Source organism: Streptomyces sp. R44 (genome assembly GCF_041053105.1).
In the GTDB taxonomy this organism is placed as follows: Bacteria; Actinomycetota; Actinomycetes; order Streptomycetales; family Streptomycetaceae; genus Streptomyces.
In genome coordinates this window covers 6,232,501-6,254,909 of record NZ_CP163444.1, presented here as the reverse complement: position 1 = coordinate 6,254,909, position 22,409 = coordinate 6,232,501, and the positions used below count along the sequence as shown (strand labels likewise).

Sequence of the window (22,409 nt, the reverse complement as noted above, 5' to 3'; positions counted from 1 at the left end):
TCTGGCGCCGGCAAGGGCGCCGTTCCGTTGTGCCCACCCGTTCCGCCCCGGCGGAACGCATGCCCACAACGGACGGCGGCCCACAACGGACGGCGGGGCCCCACAATGGCCCCATGCCCGAAGGAGACACCGTCTGGCAGACCGCCCGCCGCCTGCACACCGCGCTCGCCGGCCGCGTCCTCACCCGCGCCGACCTCCGCGTGCCCCGGTTCGCGACCGCCGACCTCACCGGCCGCACGCTCCTCGACGTCACCCCGCGCGGCAAGCACCTGCTCGCCCGCGTCGAGGGCGGGCTCACCCTCCACTCGCATCTGCGGATGGACGGCGCCTGGCGGGTGTACGCCACCGGGGAGCACCCGCGCGGCGGCCCCGAGCACCAGATCCGGGCGATCCTCGGGAACGCCGAGTCCACCGCGTACGGCTACCGCCTCCCGGTCCTGGAGCTGATCCGTACCGCCGAGGAGTCCCACGCCGTGGGCCACCTCGGCCCGGACCTCCTGGGCCCCGACTGGGACCCCGAGGAGGCCGTGCGACGGCTCGCCGCCGAGCCGGAGCGCCCCCTCGGCGAGGCCCTCCTCGATCAGCGCAACCTGGCCGGCATCGGCAATGTGTACAAGTCGGAGCTGGCCTTCCTCGCCGCCGTCACCCCCTGGCTCCCGGTCGGCGAGCTCGCCCCCGAGGTCCCGGCCCGTCTGGTCGCCACGGCCCACCGCCTCCTGGAGGCGAACAAGGACCGTCCGGACCGGCGCACCACGACCACCCGCCGCCCCGGCACCCCGCTGTACGTCTACGGCCGCGAGGGCCGTCCCTGCCTGCGCTGCGGCGCCGCGATCCGCAGGGCGGAGCTGGGCGACCGGGTGACGTACTGGTGCCCGGGCTGCCAGCGGGGCCCCGACGGAAACGACCACCGCCCCGACAATTGACGACCCGTCAGCTCCGGTCGTACGGTCCGGACATGACGACGACTCTCCCGGCTTACGACCTGACCGGCCGCACCGCGTTCGTCACCGGCGCCGCGAGCGGCATCGGCCGCGCCACCGCGGCCCTCCTCGCCCGGGCCGGTGCCACCGTCCACTGCGCCGACCGCGACGAGGCGGGCCTCAAGGAGACCGCGGCCCTGATCGCCCGCGAGGGCGGCTCCGCGCAGACGCACGTCCTGGACGTCACCGACCGGACCGCGCTGGCGGCGGCCGTCCGCGCCGCCGGCCCGCTCCACGTCATGGCCGCCATCGCCGGGATCATGCACACGAGCACGGTCCTGGAGACCCGGGACGAGGACCTCGACCGCGTCCTGGCCGTCAACTTCAAGGGCGTGCTCCACGCGTGCCAGGAGGCGGCCCGTTCGATGATCGCCGCGGGCGTCCCCGGTTCGATCGTCACGATGGCCTCGGGCGCGATGGACACCGCGAGCCCGGGCCTGCTCTGTTACAGCGTCACCAAGGCGGCCGTCGTGCAGCTGACGAAGACCCTGGCGACGGAGGCGGGCCCGCACGGCATCCGGGTCAACGCGGTCGCCCCGGGCTGGATCCGTACCCCGATGACGGACCGCCACGAGCCGACCGCCCAACTGCAGGCCGAGGCCGCGATGGTCCGGCACTCACCGCTGGGCCGGGTCGGCGAGGCCGAGGACATCGCGCACGCGGTCCTGCACCTGGCCTCCGACGCCTCCTCGTTCACGACGGGCCAGATCCTCCGCCCCAACGGCGGCGTCGCGATGCCCTGGTGACACCCCGGACCGACGCACCGGGAGACCGCCGCCGCGGAGAAGACACCACCGGGCCAGGGACCCGCCGCCCCGACGAGGCCGCCACGTGCACCGGCAGCAGGCTCAGCCCCCAGCCGCCCGCCGCCACCGCCCCCTCGACCGGCCCGGACTCCCCCGGCAGCAGCATCAGACGCAGCACCGCCCACCACCAGAGCCCTCCGGCCGCGAGGCCGCACGCGAGCAGCGCGAGCGTCACCAGCGGAACCCGTCGCCGTACCATGGCCGCCTCCTGCGGTCGACGCTAGACCGGCAGGATCACCCTGCGGGAGGGCGCACCGGAGGCAGACCCGGCGCACACGGCCCAGTCGTACGTCCCTCCCACCATGGCACGCCCCACCGGAACCCGGCATCTCCAGCGGAACGCCCCGAAGCCCCCGGGCATGAGAAAAGCCCCGGTCAGCGCCTCACGAAGAGGCACCGACCGGGGCTTCGCCCCACTTCGGTTCAGGCAGCGACGACGTCCACCGCTTCCGCGGGCGCCTTGATGGTCACCCGCCCGGTGGGCACACCGGCCACCGACGTCACCGACACCGAATTGAGCATCGGGCGTACCGGCGTCGGCACCGGTTCGCTCGCCGCTGCCGATTCGGCCAGTTCGGCCAGCGACAGCTCGTCGCTCACTTCGCGCATCAGCTCGGACATCCGTACGTCCAACGCGTCGCAGATCGCGGAGAGCAGTTCGGAGGAAGCCTCCTTCTGCCCCCGCTCCACCTCGGAGAGATAGCCGAGCGAAACTCGGGCCGACGAGGAGACTTCGCGCAGAGTACGGCCCTGGCGCTGGCGCTGCCGACGCAGCACGTCACCCAGCAGGCGACGGAGCAGAATCATCGGTGGCTCCCTCCTCGGACCGCGTAGCCGCATCCTTCACGCCCCACCGTACCGCCTCGCGCTGCGGCCGTGCGGGGAGCGATGTCGTGTTCACTCAGGGCTGCAAACATCAATTCCCCCCGTTGTGTTCCGTATCCTGTGCCCGCGCATTTCCCGAGAGTTCCTCATGGAGCAGTTCCAGCACGCTCCGTACGCTCTCTCTACGGATTTCCGTACGATCGCCGTTCAACCTCAACGACACCACTTTCCCGGCCCGCGCGCTCGTCGCGGCCGGTCCGGCGACCGCCACGTAGACCGTTCCGACGGGCTGTCCGTCCTGCGGTGTGGGCCCCGCGACCCCGGTCGTCGAGATCCCCCAGTCGGCGCCGAGCCGGTCCCGCACGCCGGCCGCCATCTGCAGCGCGACCTCGGGATCCACCGCTCCGCGCTCCGCGAGCAGGGCCCCGTCGACGCCGAGGAGCTGCTGCTTGAGGGCCGTGGCGTACGCCGTGACCGACCCCAGGAAGGACACCGAGGCGCCGGCCACGCCGGTGAGCTCGGCGGCCACCAGACCACCCGTGAGGGACTCCGCGGCCGCCAGCGTCTGATCACGCTCCGCGAGCAGCGCCAGCACCCGGGCGGCCTCGGTCATCGTGTCGCCGTCTCCGCCCGCGCGGCCGCGCGCTCCTCCGCGAGCCCCTTGCGCCGCAGGACGACCGCCTGGCGGACGTAGTCCAGACCGGTGACGACCGTCAGCACGACGGCCAGCGCCATCACCCAGAAGCGGAGGGTGGCGAGCGGCCCGGTGAGCATCAGGACGTACATGCCCACGGCGGTGCCCTGGGCGAGCGTCTTCATCTTGCCGCCGCGGCTGGCGGGGATGACCCCGTGCCGGATGACCCAGAACCGCATCAGGGTGATGCCGAGCTCACGGGCCAGGATGACCGAGGTCACCCACCAGGGCAGGTCGCCGAGCAGGGACAGCGAGATCAGCCCGGCCGCCATGATCGCCTTGTCGGCGATGGGGTCGGCGATCTTCCCGAAGTCGGTGACCAGGTTGTACGTACGGGCGAGGTGCCCGTCGAAGACGTCCGTGATCATGGCCACCGCGAACGCCGCCCAGGCCCAGGCCCGCCACGCCGGGTCGTGCCCGCCGTCCTGGAACAGCAGGATCACGAAGCCCGGCACGAGGACGAGCCGGATCATGGTGAGGATGTTGGCGATGTTCCACAGGCTGGCCTGGTTGACGGCCGCCGCGCCCAGCTTGCCGCGGGGCGCCGGCCTACCGGTTCCGCCCGTCGCGGATGCCGGGACTCCGGTCATCTGCCTGCCTCCTCGAAAAGACACTCGGCCACCAGGTCGACGCCCTCCGTGCCGACGACCTTCGCCCTGACCATACGGCCCGGGGCGAGCGCGGGGCCCGCACCGCCGTCCGTGGTGAGCAGCAGCACCTGCCCGTCGGTCTCGGGCGCCTGGTGGGCCGCACGGCCGATCCAGCCGCCCTCCTCGTCCTCGTCGTCCGACTCGGACTCGACGAGTACTTCAAGGGTCTCTCCGATCCGCTCCTCCGCGCGCTGTGCGGTGAGCTCCTCGGCGAGCCGGGAGAGGTGGGCGAGCCGCTCGTCGACGACGTCCTGGTCGAGCTTGTGCTCGTACGTGGCGGCCTCGGTGCCGTCCTCGTCGGAGTAGCCGAAGACGCCGATGGCGTCGAGGCGCGCGTGGGTGATGAAGCGTTCCAGCTCGGCGAAGTCCGCCTCGGTCTCGCCGGGGAAGCCGACGATGAAGTTGGAGCGGGCACCGGCCGTGGGGGCCTTGGAGCGGATGGTCTCCAGGAGCTCCAGGAAGCGGTCGGTGTCGCCGAAGCGGCGCATGGCCCGCAGCACGTCGGGGGCGCTGTGCTGGAAGGACAGGTCGAAGTAGGGCACGACCTTCTCGGTCGACGTGAGGACGTCGATCAGGCCCGGGCGCATCTCGGCGGGCTGGAGGTAGCTGACGCGGACGCGCTCGATGCCGTCCACCGCGGCCAGCTCGGGCAGCAGGCTCTCCAGGAGCCGGATGTCGCCGAGGTCCTTGCCGTAGGAGGTGTTGTTCTCGGAGACCAGCATGATCTCCTTCACGCCCTGCTCGGCGAGCCAGCGCGTCTCGTTGAGCACGTCCGAGGGACGGCGCGAGACGAAGGAGCCGCGGAAGGAGGGGATGGCGCAGAAGGAGCAGCGGCGGTCGCAGCCGGAGGCCAGCTTCACGGAGGCGACGGGGCTGGTGTCCAGGCGGCGGCGGAGCGGCGCGCGCGGCCCGGAGGCGGGCGCGAGGCCGTCGGGCAGGTCGCTCGGCACGTTCTCGGGGGCTTCCACGGCGCCGTGCCCCGGCAGGGCGACGGCCGCGGCGGCCTCCTGGCGCTCCACGGGCGACAGCGGCAGCAGCTTGCGCCGGTCACGCGGGGTGTGCGCCTCGACACTGCCACCGTTGAGGATGGTCTGGAGGCGGTTGGAGATGTCGGCGTAGTCGTCGAAGCCGAGGACGCCGTCGGCCTCCGGGAGGGCTTCGGCGAGCTCCTTGCCGTACCGCTCGGCCATGCAGCCGACGGCGACGACGGCCTGGGTCTTGCCGTGGTCCTTCAGATCATTGGCTTCGAGCAGGGCGTCGACGGAGTCCTTCTTGGCAGCTTCGACGAATCCGCAGGTGTTGACGACGGCGACGTCCGCTTCCTCGGCGTTCTCGACGAGCTCCCAGCCGTCCGCTGCCAAGCGGCCTGCGAGCTCCTCCGAGTCCACCTCGTTACGGGCGCAGCCAAGAGTGACAAGGGCGACGGTACGGCGTTCGGGCATGGGCTCAAGACTACTTCGTCCCGGCCGTTCCCCCGTCGCGCAGGGTTCACCTGCGCGACAGAGGTCACATCGCACGCGGTACGGCGGGGGCTCAGCCGGCCTCGGGGTCGCCCTTGGTGTAGCTGAGCCGCTCCACCTGGCCGGATTCGAACTTGTCGTCGAGCTTCTTGCCGTTCACGTAGAGCTCGATCGCGCCGGCGTTGCCGAGGACCAGATCGACGCGCTCGTCGTCCTGGAAGGTCTTGGACTCGCCCTTGAGGAGGAGGCCGTCGAAGAGGAGCTTGCCGTCGTGGGCCTTGGCCGAGATCCAGCTCTTGTCGTCGATCGCGGAGAGCTTGACCGTGACCTTGTCCTGCGGGACCGCGGCGATCGCGCTCTCGGTGGGCTTGGGCGCGGGCTTGACCGGCTTCGGCTTGGCGGCGGAGCTCGCCTTCTCGGGGGCGGGCGCGGGGCCGCCGTCGGCGACGGTGGTCCCCTTCCCGGACTCGTTCCCGTTGAACATCGTGAAGCCGACGAATCCGACGACGGCGACGATGGCCGCGACCATGGCGGCGGTCCAGTTGGGCCTGCGGGGCTCGGGGCGGATACGTTCCGCCTCGAAGAGCGGGGCGGCGGGGGTGGGCGCGGGACGGCCACCGTGCTCGGCGTCGTACCGCTCGATCAGCGGAGCCGGATCGATGCCGACGGCGCGCGCGAGGGTACGGATGTGGCCGCGGGCGTAGACGTCGCCGCCACAGCGCGAGAAGTCGTCCTCCTCGATCGCGTGCACGATCGGAATCCGGACACGGGTGGAGGCACTGACCTCTTCGACGGTGAGACCGGCGGCGATTCGGGCCTGCTGGAGAGCACGACCGATCGGTTCCCGGTCGTCTGCCGGGAAGGTCCGGTCGTCTTCGGGGGAGTTGCCGATGGACACGAGAGCGCCTTTCGAGCGTGTAGCCACCTGCTGGACGTTCAGTCTATGGGTGGTACGAAAGGGTGGGGCAACCGGGCGGGTGCTGTTTGTACGCCATGAGGCTGGGACATCCTTCTGTCCCTCCCTCCAACTTGACGTACGGCCAGGGGAAACGGTTGCCCACCGTTCCCTTACGAGTGAGTCTCGGCCCGGTCTCGAACCGGGTACCCGGCCCCGCCGCGGCTACGCTCCCGACTCCCCCCGGATCACGGCGAGGACCCCGTCCAGCTCGTCCGGCTTCACCAGCACGTCCCGCGCCTTCGAACCCTCGCTCGGCCCGACGATGTTCCGCGACTCCATCAGGTCCATCAGCCGGCCGGCCTTCGCGAAGCCCACGCGGAGCTTCCGCTGGAGCATCGAGGTGGAGCCGAACTGCGTCGAGACGACGAGCTCGGCGGCCTGGCACAGCAGGTCGAGGTCGTCGCCGATGTCCTCGTCGATCTCCTTCTTCTGCTTGGTGCCGACGGTGACGTCGTCCCGGAAGACGGGCGTCATCTGGTCCTTGCAGTGCTGTACGACGTTCGCGACCTCGGCCTCGGTGACGAAGGCGCCCTGCATGCGGATGGGCTTGTTGGCACCCATCGGCAGGAAGAGGCCGTCGCCCTTGCCGATCAGCTTCTCGGCGCCGGGCTGGTCCAGGATGACCCGGCTGTCGGCGAGCGAGGAGGTGGCGAAGGCGAGCCGGGAGGGCACGTTCGCCTTGATCAGACCGGTGACGACGTCCACGGACGGCCGCTGGGTGGCGAGCACGAGGTGGATGCCGGCGGCGCGCGCCAGCTGGGTGATCCGGACGATGGAGTCCTCGACGTCGCGCGGCGCGACCATCATCAGGTCGGCGAGCTCGTCGACGATCACCAGGAGGTACGGGTAGGGGTTGAGCTCGCGCTCGCTGCCCTCGGGCAGCTTGATCTTGCCGTCCCGGATGGCCTGGTTGAAGTCGTCGATGTGCCGGAAGCCGAAGGCGGCCAGGTCGTCGTAGCGCAGGTCCATCTCGCGCACGACCCACTGGAGCGCCTCGGCGGCCTTCTTGGGGTTGGTGATGATCGGGGTGATCAGGTGCGGGATGCCCTCGTAGGCGGTGAGCTCGACCCGCTTGGGGTCGACGAGCACCATCCGGACGTCCTCGGGGGTCGCTCTTATCATCACCGAGGTGATGAGGCAGTTGATGCAGGAGGACTTGCCGGAGCCGGTGGCACCGGCCACCAGGATGTGCGGCATCTTCGCCAGGTTGGCCATCACATAGCCGCCCTCGACGTCCTTGCCGAGCGCGACCAGCATCGGATGGTCGTCGTCGCCGTCCGCGAGCCGCAGCACGTCCCCGAGGTTGACCATCTCCCGGTCGCTGTTGGGGATCTCGATGCCGACCGCGGACTTCCCGGGGATCGGCGAGATGATCCGCACGTCGGGGGAGGCCACCGCGTACGCGATGTTCTTGGCCAGCGCCGTGATCTTCTCGACCTTCACGGCGGGGCCGAGCTCGACCTCGTACCGCGTGACCGTCGGACCGCGCGTGAAGCCCGTGACGTCCGCGTCCACCTTGAACTCGGTGAAGACGTTCGTCAGCGCCGCCGCGACGGCGTCGTTGACGGCGCTGCGGGTCTTGCCGGGCCCGCCGCGCTCCAGGAGGTCGAGCGAGGGCAGGGAGTACGTGATGTCGCCCGCGAGCTGGAGCTGCTCGGCCCGGGGCGGCAGGTCGGTCGGCTCGGGTGCCGGCTTCGTCAGGTCGGGTACGGCCCCGCCGGGGCGGTCTCCCCCACGGGCCGGCGGCACGGGCGCGGCCGGCACCGCCTCCGCCGGAGCGGCTTCGGCGGCGGAGGCGGCGAGCGCGGCGTTCCGCTCGGCGGTGACGTCCTTGGTCAGGTCGGCGACGATCGGCGAGGGCGGCATGCCGTTCAGCACGGCGCCGTCGAGCGCGGCCGCGGCGGCCGCGGCGACGTCCACCGGGTCCAGACCGGTCGCGAAGTCGTCCCGCGCGGAACTCCGGCGGGCCGAGCGGCCGCGCCGCTCCAGGAGCTCGGCCTCGGCCCGGTCGACGTCGTACGGCTCCGAGGGCCCGGCCGGGCGCCGCCGGGAGGGTCGCGCGGGCCGCGGGCCGGCATCCCGCCACTCCTCGTCGTACCCCTCGTGGCCCGGGTGCTCCTCGGCCTCCTCCGGGTCGTACGCGGGCTCGACGATGCCCAGCCTGGCGCCGAGCGCGCGCAGCCGCTGCGGGATGGCGTTGACCGGAGTGGCGGTGACCACGAGCAGTCCGAAGACGGTGAGCAGCACCAGCATCGGTACGGCGAGGACCTCGCCCATCATGAAGACGAGGGGCTGGGAGGCGGCCCAGCCGATGAGCCCGCCGGCGTCCTGCATGGCCGCGCTGCCGTCGCCGCGCCCCGGCGAGCCGCAGGCGATGTGCACCTGGCCGAGGATGCCGATGACGAGCGCGGAGAGGCCGATGCTGATCCGGCCGTTGGCCTCGGGCTTCTCCGGATAGAGGATCAGCCGGATGCCGATCGCCCCGAGGAGCAGCGGTACGAGCAGGTCGAGCCGGCCGAAGGATCCGGTGACCAGCATCTCGACGAGGTCGCCGACCGGGCCGCGCAGATTGGACCAGGTGCCGGCGGCGACGATCAGCGCGAGGCCGAGGAGGAGCAGCGCGAGCCCGTCCTTGCGGTGGGCGGGGTCGAGCCCCTTGGCGCCGCGCCCTATCCCCCGGAACATCGCCCCGATCCCGTGGGCGAGGCCGAGCCAGGCGCCACGCGCGAGCCGGTAGACGCCCCCGGTCGGGGACGGGGCGGGCCGGGGCGGGGCCTTCTTCGCCGCGGTCTTCCGCGCGGGCGCGCGCTTGGCGGGCGCGGCCTTCTTGGCGGGCGCCTTCTTCGCGGGCGGCTTGGCGGGGGACTTCGCGGGCGCCGCTTTCTTCGCGGCGCCCGTCGTCCGGCCGGCCCGCGGCTTTGCGGTGTTCGCCGTGCCCTGGGAACCCTTGCCGGACGTACGTGAAGCCATGATGCCGAGGTTACCGGTGTGGGGAGCGGTGTGGGGAGCGCCCGTCCGCCTCACCCGTTCGTGTCGTCCGTGCCGGGGCGCGATGCTGACGCCGCATCACGACGACGGCCGCCGCGCCGGAGGAGCGGTGACGGTACGTCAGCTCTGGGCGGGCAGGGTCGGCGCGGCGCCCGTACCGGGCTCCAGCGCGTCGAGCGCCCGGCGCAGCCCGGTGAGCTTGCGCTCCAGGTGCGCGGCGGTGGCGACGGCGGCCGCGTCGGCGGAGTCGTCGTCGAGCTGCTTCGACAGGGCCTCGGCCTGCTCCTCGACGGCCGCGAGCCGCGCGGAGAGCTCGGCGAGCAGTCCGGCGGCCTCCTTGCCGTGACCGCCCTCGCCGCCGCCCTCCAACTGCAGCCGCAGCAGGGCGGCCTGCTCGCGCAGCTTGCAGTTCTTCATGTAGAGCTCGACGAAGACGGAGACCTTGGCCCGCAGCACCCACGGGTCGAAGGGCTTGGAGATGTAGTCGACCGCCCCGGCCGCGTACCCCCGGAAGGTGTGGTGGGGGCCGTGGTTGATGGCGGTGAGGAAGATGATCGGAATGTCCCGGGTCCGCTCGCGCCGCTTGATGTGGGCGGCGGTCTCGAAACCGTCCATCCCCGGCATCTGGACGTCGAGCAGGATGACCGCGAAGTCGTCCGTCAACAGCGCCTTGAGCGCTTCCTCCCCGGACGATGCCCGCACCAGCGTCTGATCGAGCGCGGAGAGAATGGCCTCCAGCGCCAGCAGATTCTCCGGCCTGTCATCGACCAGGAGGATCTTGGCCTTCTGCACCATGCCCCGTCCTCCTCGTCCCGGCAACGGCTCTCCCCGGACCCCCGAACCGGGGGAAGCACCGGGCGCCGCCCCAGAAGACGACTCCCTAGCGCCGTCCGTCCTTGTGCCGGTCATCGTAGCCGCACCCCGCCCGTCGCCACACCCTGTCACCGCGATGTCACTGTGCACGTAGCAGAAACGCGGTGGGAGACCAGAAGGTTCCCCGTATCCCGCCCTCTCACACGCCCCTGGCGACAGTCCGTCAGCGGGCACCGGCGGAGCCCGGTGGTCCGTACCGCGCGCGGCACGGACCACCGGCCCGGAGTCACTGCCCCCGCATCCACTGCTCCATGACGGACAGCAGGTGGTCGGGATCGACCGGCTTCGTCACATAGTCCGAGGCACCGGACTCGATCGCCTTCTCCCGGTCGCCCTTCATCGCCTTCGCCGTCAGCGCGATGATCGGCAGCCCGGCGAACTGCGGCATGCGCCGGATCGCGGTCGTCGTCGCGTACCCGTCCATCTCCGGCATCATGATGTCCATCAGCACCACCGTCACGTCGTCGTGCTGCTCCAGGACCTCGATGCCCTCCCGCCCGTTCTCGGCGTAGAGCACCGCGAGCCCGTGCTGCTCCAGGACACTGGTGAGCGCGAAGACGTTGCGGATGTCGTCGTCGACGATGAGCACCTTCTCGCCGGAGAAGTTGAAGGTACGGCGCGGCTCGGACTCCTGCTCCTCCCGCTCCGCCGCGATCGGCTGCCCGGACTGTCCGGGGACCGCGCCCCGCATCCCGGTCGCCTCCGCCGCGGCCTTCCGCCGGTGCCGGAACAGCGCCCCGGCCCCCGACCGCGCCTCCGTCCGGACGGTCGGCGGCGGGAAGTGCGGGAACGGGTTGACGACCCCGGCCATGCCCTCCTCGGCCCCCTGCTGCGGATCGTCCGCGTCCTGCACGCCCTGCCCGTAACCGCCCGACAGCTGCTCCATCGGGCTCAGCGGCAGGTACAGCGTGAACGTCGAACCGCGGCCGGGCTCGCTCGCCGCGAAGATCTCGCCGCCGAGCAGCCGCGCGATCTCCCGGCTGATCGAGAGCCCCAGACCCGTACCGCCGTACTTCCGGCTGGTCGTGCCGTCGGCCTGCTTGAACGCCTCGAAGATGACCCGCATCTTGCTCGCCGCGATCCCGATCCCGGTGTCGGTGACCGAGAACGCGATCAGGTCGGCCTCCGGATCGCGCAGCGAACCGGCCTCCAGGAGCTGCTCGCGGATCGACTGCGGGACATCCGCGCCGGCCGGCCGGATCACCAGCTCCACCGCGCCCGTGTCGGTGAACTTCACCGCGTTGGACAGCAGGTTGCGCAGGACCTGGAGCAGCCGCTGCTCGTCGGTGTGGAGCGTGGCCGGCAGCTCGGGCGAGACGCGCACCGAGAAGTCGAGCCCCTTCTCCGCCGTCAGCGGCCGGAACGTCGCCTCCACGTAGTCGACGAGCTGGACGAGCGCGATACGGGTCGGCGAGACGTCCATCTTGCCCGCCTCGACCTTCGACAGGTCGAGGATGTCGTTGATCAGCTGGAGCAGGTCCGAGCCGGCACCGTGGATGGTCTCCGCGAACTCGACCTGCTTCGGCGTCAGATTGGTCTCGACGTTGTCCGCGAGCAACTTGGCCAGGATCAGCAGCGAGTTGAGCGGCGTGCGCAGCTCGTGCGACATGTTGGCGAGGAACTCCGACTTGTACCGCATGGAGACGGCGAGCTGCTCCGCCCGCTCCTCCAGGACCTGCCGGGCCTCCTCGATCTCGGTGTTCTTCACCTCGATGTCGCGGTTCTGCCGGGCGAGGAGTTCGGCCTTCTCCTCCAGCTCCAGGTTGGAGCCCTGGAGTTCCTTCTGCCGGTGTTCCAGCTCGGCCGACCGCTCCTTGAGCTGCTCGGTCAGCTTCTGCGACTGCTGGAGCAGCACCTCGGTCTTGGTGTTGACGCTGATGGTGTTGACCGTGGTCGCGATCAGCTCGGCGATCTGGTTGAGGAAGTCCCGCTGGATCTGCGTGAACGGCTGGAACGAGGCCAGCTCGATCACCCCGAGGACCTTGCCCTCGAACAGCACCGGCAGCACGATCACATGCGCGGGCGAGGCCTCCCCCAGCCCCGAGGAGATCTTCAGATAGCCCGGCGGCACATTGACCTGGATGGTCCGCTTCTCCTCGGCGGCCGTCCCGATGAGGGTCTCGCCGGGACGGAACGAGGTCGGCATCGAGCCGGTGGAGTATCCGTAACTCCCGCGCATCCGCAGCTCGTACGAGCCTTCGCCCTCGCCCACGAGTTCGGCGTCGCCGTGCGCGGAGCCCGTCGGCATGGCCACGAAGAACGCGCCGTGCTGGGCCGAGACCACCGGCGTCAGCTCGCTCATGATGAGCGAGGCCACGTCGTCGAGGTCCCGGCGGCCCTGCATGAGGCCGGAGATACGGGCCAGGTTGCTCTTGAGCCAGTCCTGCTCGTCGTTGGCGAGGGTGGTGTCGCGCAGGTTGGCGATCATCGTGTTGATGTTGTCCTGCAGCGCCTGGATCTCACCGGCCGCGTCCACACCGTCGATCTTCACGTTGAGGTCGCCGCGGGTCACCGCCGTGGCGACGGCCGCGATGGCCCGCACCTGACGGGTCAGGTTCTCGGCCATCTCGTTCACGGACTCGGTCAGGTCCCACCAGGTGCCCTCGACGTCCCGGACCCGGGCCTGGCCGCCGAGCTGCCCGTCGGTGCCCACCTCGCGGGCCACCCGGGTGACCTCCTCGGCGAAGTTCGACAGCTGGTCCACCATCGTGTTGATGGTGTTCTTCAGCTCCTGGATCTCACCGCGCGCGTCGATGTCGATCTTCTTGGTGAGGTCGCCCTTGGCGATGGCGGTGGTGACGGCGGCGATCTGGCGCACCTGGCCGGTGAGGTTGTCGGCCATCGAGTTCACCGACTCGGTGAGGTCCTTCCACGTGCCGGAGACGCCCGGCACGCGTGCCTGGCCGCCCAGGATGCCCTCCGTACCCACCTCACGGGCCACGCGCGTGACCTCGTCCGCGAAGGACGACAGGGTCGTCACCATCGTGTTGACGGTCTCGGCGAGCTCGGCGACCTCGCCGCGCGCCTCGACCGTCACCTTCTTCGTCAGGTCGCCGTTGGCGACGGCCGCCGACACCCGGGAGATGTTCCGCACCTGGTTGGTCAGATTGTTGGCCATCAGGTTGACGTTGTCGCTGAGGTCCTTCCACGTGCCGGTGACACCGCGCACGCGTGCCTGGCCGCCGAGGATGCCCTCCGTACCCACCTCACGGGCCACGCGCGTGACCTCGTCGGCGAAGTTCGACAGCTGGTCGACCATGGTGTTGACGGTCGTCACCAGCTCCAGGATCTCGCCCCGGGCGTCGACCGTGATCTTCTTCGACAGATCGCCCATGGCGACCGCCGTCGTGACCTCGGCGATGTTCCGCACCTGGATGGTGAGGTTGTTCGCCATGAAGTTCACCGACTGGGTGAGGTCCTTCCAGGTGCCGGAGACCCCCTGCACCTCGGCCTGACCGCCCAGGATGCCCTCGGTGCCCACCTCGCGGGCCACCCGGGTCACCTGCTCCGCGAAGTTCGAGAGCTGGTCCACCATCGTGTTGAGGGTGTTCTTCAGCTCCAGGATCTCGCCGCGCGCGTCCACGTCGATCTTCTGCGACAGGTCGCCCCGCGCCACCGCGGTGGCGACCTGCGCGATGTTGCGGACCTGGGTGGTGAGGTTGCCGGCCATGCCGTTCACCGAGTCCGTCAGGTCCCGCCACACACCGGCCACGCCCGGCACCTGCGCCTGACCGCCCAGCCGCCCGTCCGTGCCCACCTCACGGGCCACCCGGGTCACCTGGTCCGCGAACGCGGACAGCTGGTCCACCATCGTGTTGATGGTGTTCTTCAGCTCCAGGATCTCGCCGCGCGCGTCCACGTCGATCTTCTGCGACAGGTCACCACGGGCCACGGCCGTCGTCACCTGCGCGATCTGCCGCACCTGCGAGGTCAGGTTGCCGGCCATGAAGTTCACGGAGTCCGTGAGCTCCCGCCAGCGCCCGGACACCCCGTCGACCCGCGCCTGACCGCCGAGCCGCCCCTCGGTGCCCACGTCCCGGGCCATCCGGGTCACCTGGTCCGCGAAGGACGACAGCTGCGACACCATCGTGTTGACGGTGTTCTTCAGCTCCAGCATCTCGCCGGCCACGTCCACCGTGACCTTCTGCGACAGATCACCGTTGGCCACCGCCGTCGTCACCTGCGCGATGTCCCGCACCTGACCGGTCAGGTTGCGGAAGGCCGTGTTCACCGAGTCGGTGAGGTCCTTCCACGTCCCCGCGGCGCCCGGCACCTCGGCCTGGCCGCCGAGCAGACCCTCGACGCCGACCTCCCGCGCCACACGGGTCACCTCGGAACCGAAGGCCGACAGCTGGTCCACCATCGTGTTGACGGTGTTCTTCAGCTCCAGCATCTCGCCGGCCACGTCCACCGTGACCTTCTGCGACAGATCACCGTTGGCCACCGCCGTCGTCACCTGCGCGATGTCCCGCACCTGCGTGGTGATGTTCCGGAAGACCGTGTTGACGGAGTCCGTGAGGTCCTTCCAGGTCCCCGCCGCGCCCGGCACCTGCGCCTGACCGCCGAGCAGACCCTGCGCGCCGACCTCGCCCGACACCCGGGTCACCTCGTCGGCGAACGTCCGCAGCGTCTCCGTCATCTGGTTGATGGTGTCCGCGAGTTGAGCGATCTCACCGCGCGCGGAGACCCTCACCTTCTGCGACAGGTCACCGTTCGCGACCGCCGTCGTCACCTCGGCGATGCCTCTCACCTGATTGGTGAGGTTTCCCGCCATCGTGTTGACGGAATCGGTGAGGTCCTTCCACACGCCGGCGACCCCGGCCACCTCGGCCTGACCGCCGAGCTCACCCTCCGTACCCACCTCGCGCGCGACACGGGTCACCTCGGACGAGAACGACGACAGCTGGTCCACCATCCGGTTGACGGTGTTCTTCAGCTCCAGCATCTCGCCGGCCACGTTCGCCGTGACCTTCTGCGACAGATCACCGTTGGCGACCGCCGTCGTCACGAGCGCGATGTCCCGGACCTGCGCCGTCAGCCGGTTCGCCATGGTGTTGACGGAGTCCGTGAGGTCCTTCCACGAACCGGACACCCCGCGCACCTGCGCCTGCCCGCCCAGCTTGCCGTCCGTACCCACCTCGACGGCGACCCTCGTCACCTCGGAGGCGAACACCGACAACTGGTCGACCAGGTTGTTGGCCGTACGGGCGACCTTCAGGAACTCCCCGCGCAACGGCCGCACGGTCCCGTCCGCACCCTCCGAACGCAGGTCCATCCGCTGGTCCAGGTCACCCTCGGCCACCGCCGAGAGAACCCGCCCCACCTCGGACACCGGCCGGGCCAGATCGTCGACGAGCGCGTTCGCGGCCTCGATCGCCGCCGCCCACGCCCCCTCACTGGCCCCGGCCTCCAGCCGCTCGGACAGCTTGCCCTCGCGTCCGACCACCCGCCGGACCCGCGACAGCTCACCCGTCACATGCATCTGCCGGTCGGCGACCTCGTTGAACACGGCGGAGATCTCCGCCATGACCCCGTCACCGGACACCGTCAGACGCCGACGGAAGTTCCCGTCGCGCATCGACACCAGCGCGGCCAGCAACCGCTCCAATGCCGCCGCGTCCACCTGGACCGTCCCCCCACGGGAACGCCCGCCCCTCGCGCGCGTGCCACTGCCTCCGCCGCGCCGCGCCGCCGTGCCAGACTCCACCGTGTCCCTCCCGAAAGGGGTCGACCGTACCGCTCCGGCTCTCGCCGTCAGCCTGCCCAGTGTTTCACCGTGCCCGAACCTGGCGATAACAGTTCGGCAGCTTCGCACAGCGTCCCTACCCCGAGGGACGGAATCAGCGGTGACCGGCATCCGCTCGGACAGCGAAGGTAAGTAACCTGGCATCCGGCTGTCCAACCGCCCCGGTCCGCCCGGCGGGGGCGGTGTGGTGCGCGCACGACCACCGGGCAGTGGGAGGGACAGACCGAGCATGGCAGAGCCGGGCGTCGAGACGCGTACGAGGAGTGCTGTGATCACCGCGCGGGCGACTGCCAGCTTCGAGCCCGTCGGGCGGTCCGTCGCGGCCGCCCGCGCCTTCGTCAGAGACACCCTCCAGGGCTGGGGACACCCCGAACTCGTCGACGACGCCGTCGTCCTCACCAGCGAGCTCGTCACCAACGCCGTCATCCACGCCGGCACCTCCGCCGAGGTCCTGTGCCTCCGCTCCGACGACAGCGTCCGCGTCGAGGTCTCCGACCGCTACCCGGAGCGCGAGATCCCCGTCCAGAGCGGCCGCACCCTCGGCAGCCCGGACCGCGAGAACGGCCGCGGCCTGCTGCTCTGCGCCGCCCTCGCCCACCGCTGGGGCGTCGACTACTCCCCCACCCGCAAGCACGTCTGGTTCCACCTCGACCTCCCCCAGCGCCCGGTCGGCACCCGCTCCGCCGGACCCGTCCTCCCCGACGCCCTCCTCCCGGTCGCCGAGAGCCGCGTCCGCGTCGCCGTCACCCAGATCGACCGCGGCGGCACGATCACCGCGTGGAACGAGGACGCCGAGGAACTCTTCGGATACGACTCCGACAAGGTCATCGGCAAACCCCTCGGCGACCTCGCCGCCTGGCCCCACACCCCCGGCATCGGCACCGGCCTCGCCGAGGCCCTGCGCCTCTCCCGCTGGGAGGGCAGCTACGGCATCCGCTGCGCCGACGGCCGGGTCATCCCCGTCTACGCCTCGCACCTCCGGGTCCGCGACGCCCAGGGCGAACCCTCCACCGTCTGCCTTCTCGTACGGGAACACGAGCGCGCCGTCCTCCAGACCCCGCAGCGCCCCGTCGCCGAGCCGGGCACCGAGAGCCGCGCCGCCGACCCCTTCGAGGTCTTCATCGGCACCCCCGCCCCCGACGACCTCGACGGCCTCCTGCAGCGCACGGTCGAGCGCGCCCGCGACATGCTCGACGGCGACGCCGCCTTCCTCCTCCTCGCCACCGACGACGAGACGGAACTGGAGGTACGGGCCACCACCGGACTCCCGGCCGCCCGCCAGCGCTTCGCCCGCGTCCCCGTGGAGACCGGCGCCAGCCGCTACGGCTCCGCCCGCATGCCCGCCGTCCACGAGGACCTGGCCGCCGTCCCCGGCGCCGTCCCCCTCCTCGAAGGCACCGGCATGCGCTCGGTGGTGACGGTCCCTCTGAAGGTCGAGGGCCGCCTCACCGGCTCCCTCGGCGTCGCCGCCGAGTCCGCGAACCGCTACTCCAACGAGGAGGCCCTGCGCCTCCAGTTCGCCGCCGACCGCATCGCCCTGGCCGTCGAATCCGCCCGCCTGGGCGAACTGGAACGACTCCGCCGCGGCTCCCTCAGCTTCCTCGTCGAGGCCTCCGACCTGCTGGCCGGCACCCTCGACCGCGACCAGACCCTGGCCCTCATGGCCCAGATGACGGTCCCCACCCTCGCCACCTGGTGCGCGGTCTACACGATCGCCGACCAGGCCTCCGACCCGTACCTCTCGTACGTGCTCCACGAGGACGAGGACCGCATCGACGGCCTCAAGGACCTGCTCTCCTCCATCGCCCCGCCCGACCCGGTGCCGACCCCCGGCGCCCGCGTGTGGTCCGCGCCGGGCGACGCCGCCCACCGGGCCGCGCTCACCGCCTCGGTCCACGCCCTCGACCACCCCACGAGCCCGCTCTCCTCCGGCATCGACACCACCCTGGCCACCGCGAGCGCGGTCGCCGGCGAGACCGTCGTCCTGCCGCTGGTCGCCCGCAACCGCGTCATCGGCATGCTGACCCTCGGCAGGCCCTCGGAGGACCACTTCCGCCAGGAGATCCTGGAGCTCGCCGAGGACCTCTCCCGCCGGGCCGCCCTGGCCCTGGACAACGCCCGCCTGTACTCGGAGCGCGTGGCGATCAGCCAGTCCCTCCAGCGCAGCCTCCTCCCGCCCGGCCTGCCCACCATCCCGGGCGTCGAGGTCGACGTCATCTACCGGGCGGCCGGCGAGGGCAACGAGGTGGGAGGCGACTTCTACGACCTCTTCCCCATCCGGGACGGCGCGTACGGATTCGCCATCGGCGACGTCTGCGGTACGGGCCCGGAGGCAGCCGCCGTCACCGGCCTGGCCCGCCACGCCCTGCGCCTGCTGGCCCGCGAGGGCTTCGGCGGCCCGGCGGTCCTGGAGCGGCTGAACGCGGCGATCCTCGACGAAGGCGCCCGCAGCCGCTTCCTGACCCTGCTGTACGGCGAGATGCGCCCGCAGCCGGACGGCTCGGCGATCCTCAAGGTCGTCTGCGCCGGCCACCCGCTCCCGCTGCGCCTCCGCCCGGACGGCACGGTGGAGCCCGCGGCCGAACCGCAGCCGCTCCTGGGTGTCATGGAGGACCTGGAGCTGTACGAGCAGACCATCACGCTCGACCCGGGCGACGTCCTCCTCTGCGTCACGGACGGCGTGACGGAACGCCGCGAGGGCAGCCGCATGCTCGGCGACGACGGCCTGGCCGAGGTCCTCAAGACCTGTACGGGCCTGACGGCCGGCGCGGTCGCCTCCCGTGTCCTCCGCGCGGTCGAGCGCTTCGCCCACGCCCCCGCCTCCGACGACATGGCCATCCTGGCGATGCGCCTCCGCGAGCCGGACCACAGCTGACGAAACCAGCGCCGGTGCCTCCCTCGAAGGGAGACACCGGCGCTGTTCCATACGGCCCTGGAAACACGAAAAGGCCCCCGCCAAGAGGCGGGGGCCTTTTCATTTTCGGAGCCCTTTAACGGAATCGAACCGTTGACCTTCTCCTTACCATGGAGACGCTCTACCGACTGAGCTAAAAGGGCAGGTGTTCGGCGGCGTCCTACTCTCCCACAGGGTCCCCCCTGCAGTACCATCGGCGCTGAAAGGCTTAGCTTCCGGGTTCGGAATGTAACCGGGCGTTTCCCTAACGCTATGACCACCGAAACTCTATGAAGTTGAACTCAACCGGCAAGGGAGTTCATTGCTTCAGAACTAACACAGTGGACGCGAGCAACTGAGGACAAGCCCTCGGCCTATTAGTACCGGTCAGCTCCACCCATTACTGGGCTTCCACATCCGGCCTATCAACCCAGTCGTCTACTGGGAGCCTTACCCTCTCAAGGAGGTGGGAATACTCATCTCGAAGCAGGCTTCCCGCTTAGATGCTTTCAGCGGTTATCCCTCCCGAACGTAGCCAACCAGCCATGCCCTTGGCAGGACAACTGGCACACCAGAGGTTCGTCCGTCCCGGTCCTCTCGTACTAGGGACAGCCCTTCTCAATATTCCTACGCGCACAGCGGATAGGGACCGAACTGTCTCACGACGTTCTAAACCCAGCTCGCGTACCGCTTTAATGGGCGAACAGCCCAACCCTTGGGACCGACTCCAGCCCCAGGATGCGACGAGCCGACATCGAGGTGCCAAACCATCCCGTCGATATGGACTCTTGGGGAAGATCAGCCTGTTATCCCCGGGGTACCTTTTATCCGTTGAGCGACGGCGCTTCCACAAGCCACCGCCGGATCACTAGTCCCGACTTTCGTCCCTGCTCGACCCGTCGGTCTCACAGTCAAGCTCCCTTGTGCACTTACACTCAACACCTGATTGCCAACCAGGCTGAGGGAACCTTTGGGCGCCTCCGTTACCCTTTGGGAGGCAACCGCCCCAGTTAAACTACCCATCAGACACTGTCCCTGATCCGGATCACGGACCGAGGTTAGACATCCAGCACGACCAGAGTGGTATTTCAACGGCGACTCCACCATGACTGGCGTCACGGCTTCAAAGTCTCCCACCTATCCTACACAAGCCGAACCGAACACCAATATCAAACTGTAGTAAAGGTCCCGGGGTCTTTCCGTCCTGCTGCGCGAAACGAGCATCTTTACTCGTAGTGCAATTTCACCGGGCCTATGGTTGAGACAGTCGAGAAGTCGTTACGCCATTCGTGCAGGTCGGAACTTACCCGACAAGGAATTTCGCTACCTTAGGATGGTTATAGTTACCACCGCCGTTTACTGGCGCTTAAGTTCTCAGCTTCGCCCTGTCGAAACAGAGCTAACCGGTCCCCTTAACGTTCCAGCACCGGGCAGGCGTCAGTCCGTATACATCGCCTTACGGCTTCGCACGGACCTGTGTTTTTAGTAAACAGTCGCTTCTCGCTGGTCTCTGCGGCCACCCCCAGCTCACGGAGTAAATCCGATCACCAGGCGTGGCCCCCCTTCTCCCGAAGTTACGGGGGCATTTTGCCGAGTTCCTTAACCATAGTTCACCCGAACGCCTCGGTATTCTCTACCTGACCACCTGAGTCGGTTTAGGGTACGGGCCGCCATGAAACTCGCTAGAGGCTTTTCTCGACAGCATAGGATCATCCACTTCACCACAATCGGCTCGGCATCAGGTCTCAGGCTTCATGTGTGACGGATTTGCCTATCACACGCCCTACACCCTTACCCCGGGACAACCACCGCCCGGGCTGGACTACCTTCCTGCGTCACCCCATCGCTTACCTACTACCACCTTGGGTCGACGGCTCCACCACTTTCCTTTCCCCGAAGGGTCCGGAACGGCTTCACGGCCTTAGCATTAATGGGCTCGATATTGGGCGTTTCAAAGCGGGTACCGGAATATCAACCGGTTGTCCATCGACTACGCCTGTCGGCCTCGCCTTAGGTCCCGACTTACCCTGGGCAGATCAGCTTGACCCAGGAACCCTTAGTCAATCGGCGCACACGTTTCTCACGTGTGTATCGCTACTCATGCCTGCATTCTCACTCGTGAACCGTCCACAACTCGCTTCCGCGGCTGCTTCACCCGGCACACGACGCTCCCCTACCCATCACAGCGGGCGTTGGCCCTCATGCTGCAATGACACGACTTCGGCGGTACGCTTGAGCCCCGCTACATTGTCGGCGCGGAATCACTTGACCAGTGAGCTATTACGCACTCTTTCAAGGGTGGCTGCTTCTAAGCCAACCTCCTGGTTGTCTCTGCGACTCCACATCCTTTCCCACTTAGCGTACGCTTAGGGGCCTTAGTCGATGCTCTGGGCTGTTTCCCTCTCGACCATGGAGCTTATCCCCCACAGTCTCACTGCCGCGCTCTCACTTACCGGCATTCGGAGTTTGGCTAAGGTCAGTAACCCGGTAGGGCCCATCGCCTATCCAGTGCTCTACCTCCGGCAAGAAACACACGACGCTGCACCTAAATGCATTTCGGGGAGAACCAGCTATCACGGAGTTTGATTGGCCTTTCACCCCTAACCACAGGTCATCCCCCAGGTTTTCAACCCTGGTGGGTTCGGTCCTCCACGAAGTCTTACCTCCGCTTCAACCTGCCCATGGCTAGATCACTCCGCTTCGGGTCTTGAGCGTGCTACTGAATCGCCCTATTCGGACTCGCTTTCGCTACGGCTTCCCCACACGGGTTAACCTCGCAACACACCGCAAACTCGCAGGCTCATTCTTCAAAAGGCACGCAGTCACGAGATACAGCAAGCTGTATCCGACGCTCCCACGGCTTGTAGGCACACGGTTTCAGGTACTATTTCACTCCGCTCCCGCGGTACTTTTCACCATTCCCTCACGGTACTATCCGCTATCGGTCACCAGGGAATATTTAGGCTTAGCGGGTGGTCCCGCCAGATTCACACGGGATTTCTCGGGCCCCGTGCTACTTGGGTGTCTCTCAAACGAGCCGTACAGATTTCAGCTACGGGGGTCTTACCCTCTACGCCGGACCTTTCGCATGTCCTTCGCCTATCCATACGGTTTCTGACTCGTCTCACAGCCGGCAGACTGTGAAAGAGAGATCCCACAACCCCGCATGCGCAACCCCTGCCGGGTATCACACGCATACGGTTTGGCCTCATCCGGTTTCGCTCGCCACTACTCCCGGAATCACGGTTGTTTTCTCTTCCTGAGGGTACTGAGATGTTTCACTTCCCCTCGTTCCCTCCACATGCCCTATGTGTTCAGGCATGGGTGACAGCCCATGACGACTGCCGGGTTTCCCCATTCGGAAACCCCCGGATCAAAGCCTGGTTGACGGCTCCCCGGGGACTATCGTGGCCTCCCACGTCCTTCATCGGTTCCTGGTGCCAAGGCATCCACCGTGCGCCCTTAAAAACTTGGCCACAGATGCTCGCGTCCACTGTGTAGTTCTCAAACAACGACCAGCCACCCATCACCCTGAT

General features: G+C 69.0%; 12 protein-coding genes, 1 tRNA gene and 2 rRNA genes. 3 read left to right on the top strand and 12 right to left on the bottom strand.

Going from position 1 to position 22,409, the window contains the following annotated elements; genetic code table 11:
* The first annotated feature begins 113 nt into the window (after positions 1 to 113).
* Both AB5J54_RS29135 and AB5J54_RS29130 read left to right on the top strand, forming a co-directional pair.
* On the top strand, positions 114 to 923 hold the full coding sequence (locus AB5J54_RS29135) for a DNA-formamidopyrimidine glycosylase family protein (RefSeq protein ID WP_369146865.1): 810 nt from the start codon (positions 114 to 116) through the stop codon (positions 921 to 923).
* Between the two features lie 32 nt (positions 924 to 955).
* Positions 956 to 1,726 carry an SDR family NAD(P)-dependent oxidoreductase gene (locus tag AB5J54_RS29130; protein WP_369146864.1) on the top strand — a complete coding sequence of 257 codons (771 nt, stop codon included), beginning with the start codon at positions 956 to 958 and terminating at the stop codon, positions 1,724 to 1,726.
* Here AB5J54_RS29130 and AB5J54_RS29125 read toward each other — a convergent pair.
* The 9 genes from AB5J54_RS29125 to AB5J54_RS29085 all read right to left on the bottom strand — a co-directional run bounded on the left by AB5J54_RS29125 (position 1,674) and on the right by AB5J54_RS29085 (position 15,941).
* On the bottom strand, positions 1,674 to 1,985 hold the full coding sequence (locus tag AB5J54_RS29125; RefSeq protein ID WP_369146863.1) for a hypothetical protein: 312 nt from the start codon (positions 1,983 to 1,985) through the stop codon (positions 1,674 to 1,676). The two genes, AB5J54_RS29130 and AB5J54_RS29125, sit on opposite strands and share 53 nt — an antisense overlap.
* Before the next feature lie 224 nt (positions 1,986 to 2,209).
* Positions 2,210 to 2,593, bottom strand: a complete 384-nt coding sequence (locus AB5J54_RS29120) for a helix-turn-helix domain-containing protein (protein ID WP_024758922.1) — start codon at positions 2,591 to 2,593, stop codon at positions 2,210 to 2,212.
* Positions 2,594 to 2,702: 109 nt separating this feature from the next.
* Positions 2,703 to 3,224 (bottom strand): CinA family protein, encoded by a 522-nt coding sequence (locus AB5J54_RS29115; RefSeq protein WP_369146862.1) that lies wholly within the window; start codon positions 3,222 to 3,224, stop codon positions 2,703 to 2,705.
* On the bottom strand, positions 3,221 to 3,895 hold the full coding sequence (pgsA, locus tag AB5J54_RS29110) for a CDP-diacylglycerol--glycerol-3-phosphate 3-phosphatidyltransferase (RefSeq protein ID WP_369146861.1): 675 nt from the start codon (positions 3,893 to 3,895) through the stop codon (positions 3,221 to 3,223). Before pgsA ends, AB5J54_RS29115 begins: the two co-directional genes overlap by 4 nt.
* Positions 3,892 to 5,397: a 30S ribosomal protein S12 methylthiotransferase RimO gene (rimO, locus tag AB5J54_RS29105; RefSeq protein ID WP_369146860.1), complete on the bottom strand. Its 1,506-nt coding sequence runs from the start codon at positions 5,395 to 5,397 to the stop codon at positions 3,892 to 3,894. The genes pgsA and rimO overlap by 4 nt, the downstream gene beginning before the upstream one ends.
* 91 nt (positions 5,398 to 5,488) lie before the next feature.
* On the bottom strand, positions 5,489 to 6,313 hold the full coding sequence (locus AB5J54_RS29100; RefSeq protein ID WP_369146859.1) for a helix-turn-helix domain-containing protein: 825 nt from the start codon (positions 6,311 to 6,313) through the stop codon (positions 5,489 to 5,491).
* Positions 6,314 to 6,535: 222 nt separating this feature from the next.
* Positions 6,536 to 9,343, bottom strand: coding sequence for a DNA translocase FtsK (locus tag AB5J54_RS29095; protein ID WP_369146858.1), 2,808 nt, complete (start codon positions 9,341 to 9,343; stop codon positions 6,536 to 6,538).
* 138 nt (positions 9,344 to 9,481) lie between these two features.
* Positions 9,482 to 10,156 carry a two-component system response regulator gene (locus AB5J54_RS29090; RefSeq protein ID WP_015036579.1) on the bottom strand — a complete coding sequence of 225 codons (675 nt, stop codon included), beginning with the start codon at positions 10,154 to 10,156 and terminating at the stop codon, positions 9,482 to 9,484.
* Between the two features lie 304 nt (positions 10,157 to 10,460).
* Complete coding sequence (locus AB5J54_RS29085) at positions 10,461 to 15,941, bottom strand: HAMP domain-containing protein (RefSeq protein WP_369146857.1); 5,481 nt, start codon at positions 15,939 to 15,941, stop codon at positions 10,461 to 10,463.
* Between the two features lie 268 nt (positions 15,942 to 16,209).
* Between AB5J54_RS29085 and AB5J54_RS29080 the strand changes: the two genes are divergently transcribed.
* On the top strand, positions 16,210 to 18,855 hold the full coding sequence (locus AB5J54_RS29080; protein WP_369146856.1) for a SpoIIE family protein phosphatase: 2,646 nt from the start codon (positions 16,210 to 16,212) through the stop codon (positions 18,853 to 18,855).
* Between the two features lie 109 nt (positions 18,856 to 18,964).
* Here AB5J54_RS29080 and AB5J54_RS29075 read toward each other — a convergent pair.
* From AB5J54_RS29075 to AB5J54_RS29065, 3 genes are all read right to left on the bottom strand, one after another.
* Positions 18,965 to 19,037: transfer RNA gene (locus AB5J54_RS29075), tRNA-Thr, on the bottom strand.
* A gap of 4 nt (positions 19,038 to 19,041) precedes the next feature.
* Positions 19,042 to 19,158, bottom strand: a 5S ribosomal RNA gene (gene rrf / locus AB5J54_RS29070).
* A gap of 72 nt (positions 19,159 to 19,230) precedes the next feature.
* Positions 19,231 to 22,349, bottom strand: a 23S ribosomal RNA gene (locus tag AB5J54_RS29065).
* Between the last annotated feature and the right edge of the window lie 60 nt (positions 22,350 to 22,409).

What these genes read in the sequence shown, in the direction of transcription:
- AB5J54_RS29135 (WP_369146865.1), top strand. Translation starts at nt 114, where the DNA reads ATGCCCGAAGGAGACACCGTCTGGCAGACCGCCCGCCGCCTGCACACC.
- AB5J54_RS29130 (WP_369146864.1), top strand. Translation starts at nt 956, where the DNA reads ATGACGACGACTCTCCCGGCTTACGACCTGACCGGCCGCACCGCGTTC.
- AB5J54_RS29125 (WP_369146863.1), bottom strand. Translation starts at nt 1,985, where the DNA reads ATGGTACGGCGACGGGTTCCGCTGGTGACGCTCGCGCTGCTCGCGTGC.
- AB5J54_RS29120 (WP_024758922.1), bottom strand. Translation starts at nt 2,593, where the DNA reads ATGATTCTGCTCCGTCGCCTGCTGGGTGACGTGCTGCGTCGGCAGCGC.
- AB5J54_RS29115 (WP_369146862.1), bottom strand. Translation starts at nt 3,224, where the DNA reads ATGACCGAGGCCGCCCGGGTGCTGGCGCTGCTCGCGGAGCGTGATCAG.
- pgsA (WP_369146861.1), bottom strand. Translation starts at nt 3,895, where the DNA reads ATGACCGGAGTCCCGGCATCCGCGACGGGCGGAACCGGTAGGCCGGCG.
- rimO (WP_369146860.1), bottom strand. Translation starts at nt 5,397, where the DNA reads ATGCCCGAACGCCGTACCGTCGCCCTTGTCACTCTTGGCTGCGCCCGT.
- AB5J54_RS29095 (WP_369146858.1), bottom strand. Translation starts at nt 9,343, where the DNA reads ATGGCTTCACGTACGTCCGGCAAGGGTTCCCAGGGCACGGCGAACACC.
- AB5J54_RS29090 (WP_015036579.1), bottom strand. Translation starts at nt 10,156, where the DNA reads ATGGTGCAGAAGGCCAAGATCCTCCTGGTCGATGACAGGCCGGAGAAT.
- AB5J54_RS29080 (WP_369146856.1), top strand. Translation starts at nt 16,210, where the DNA reads ATGGCAGAGCCGGGCGTCGAGACGCGTACGAGGAGTGCTGTGATCACC.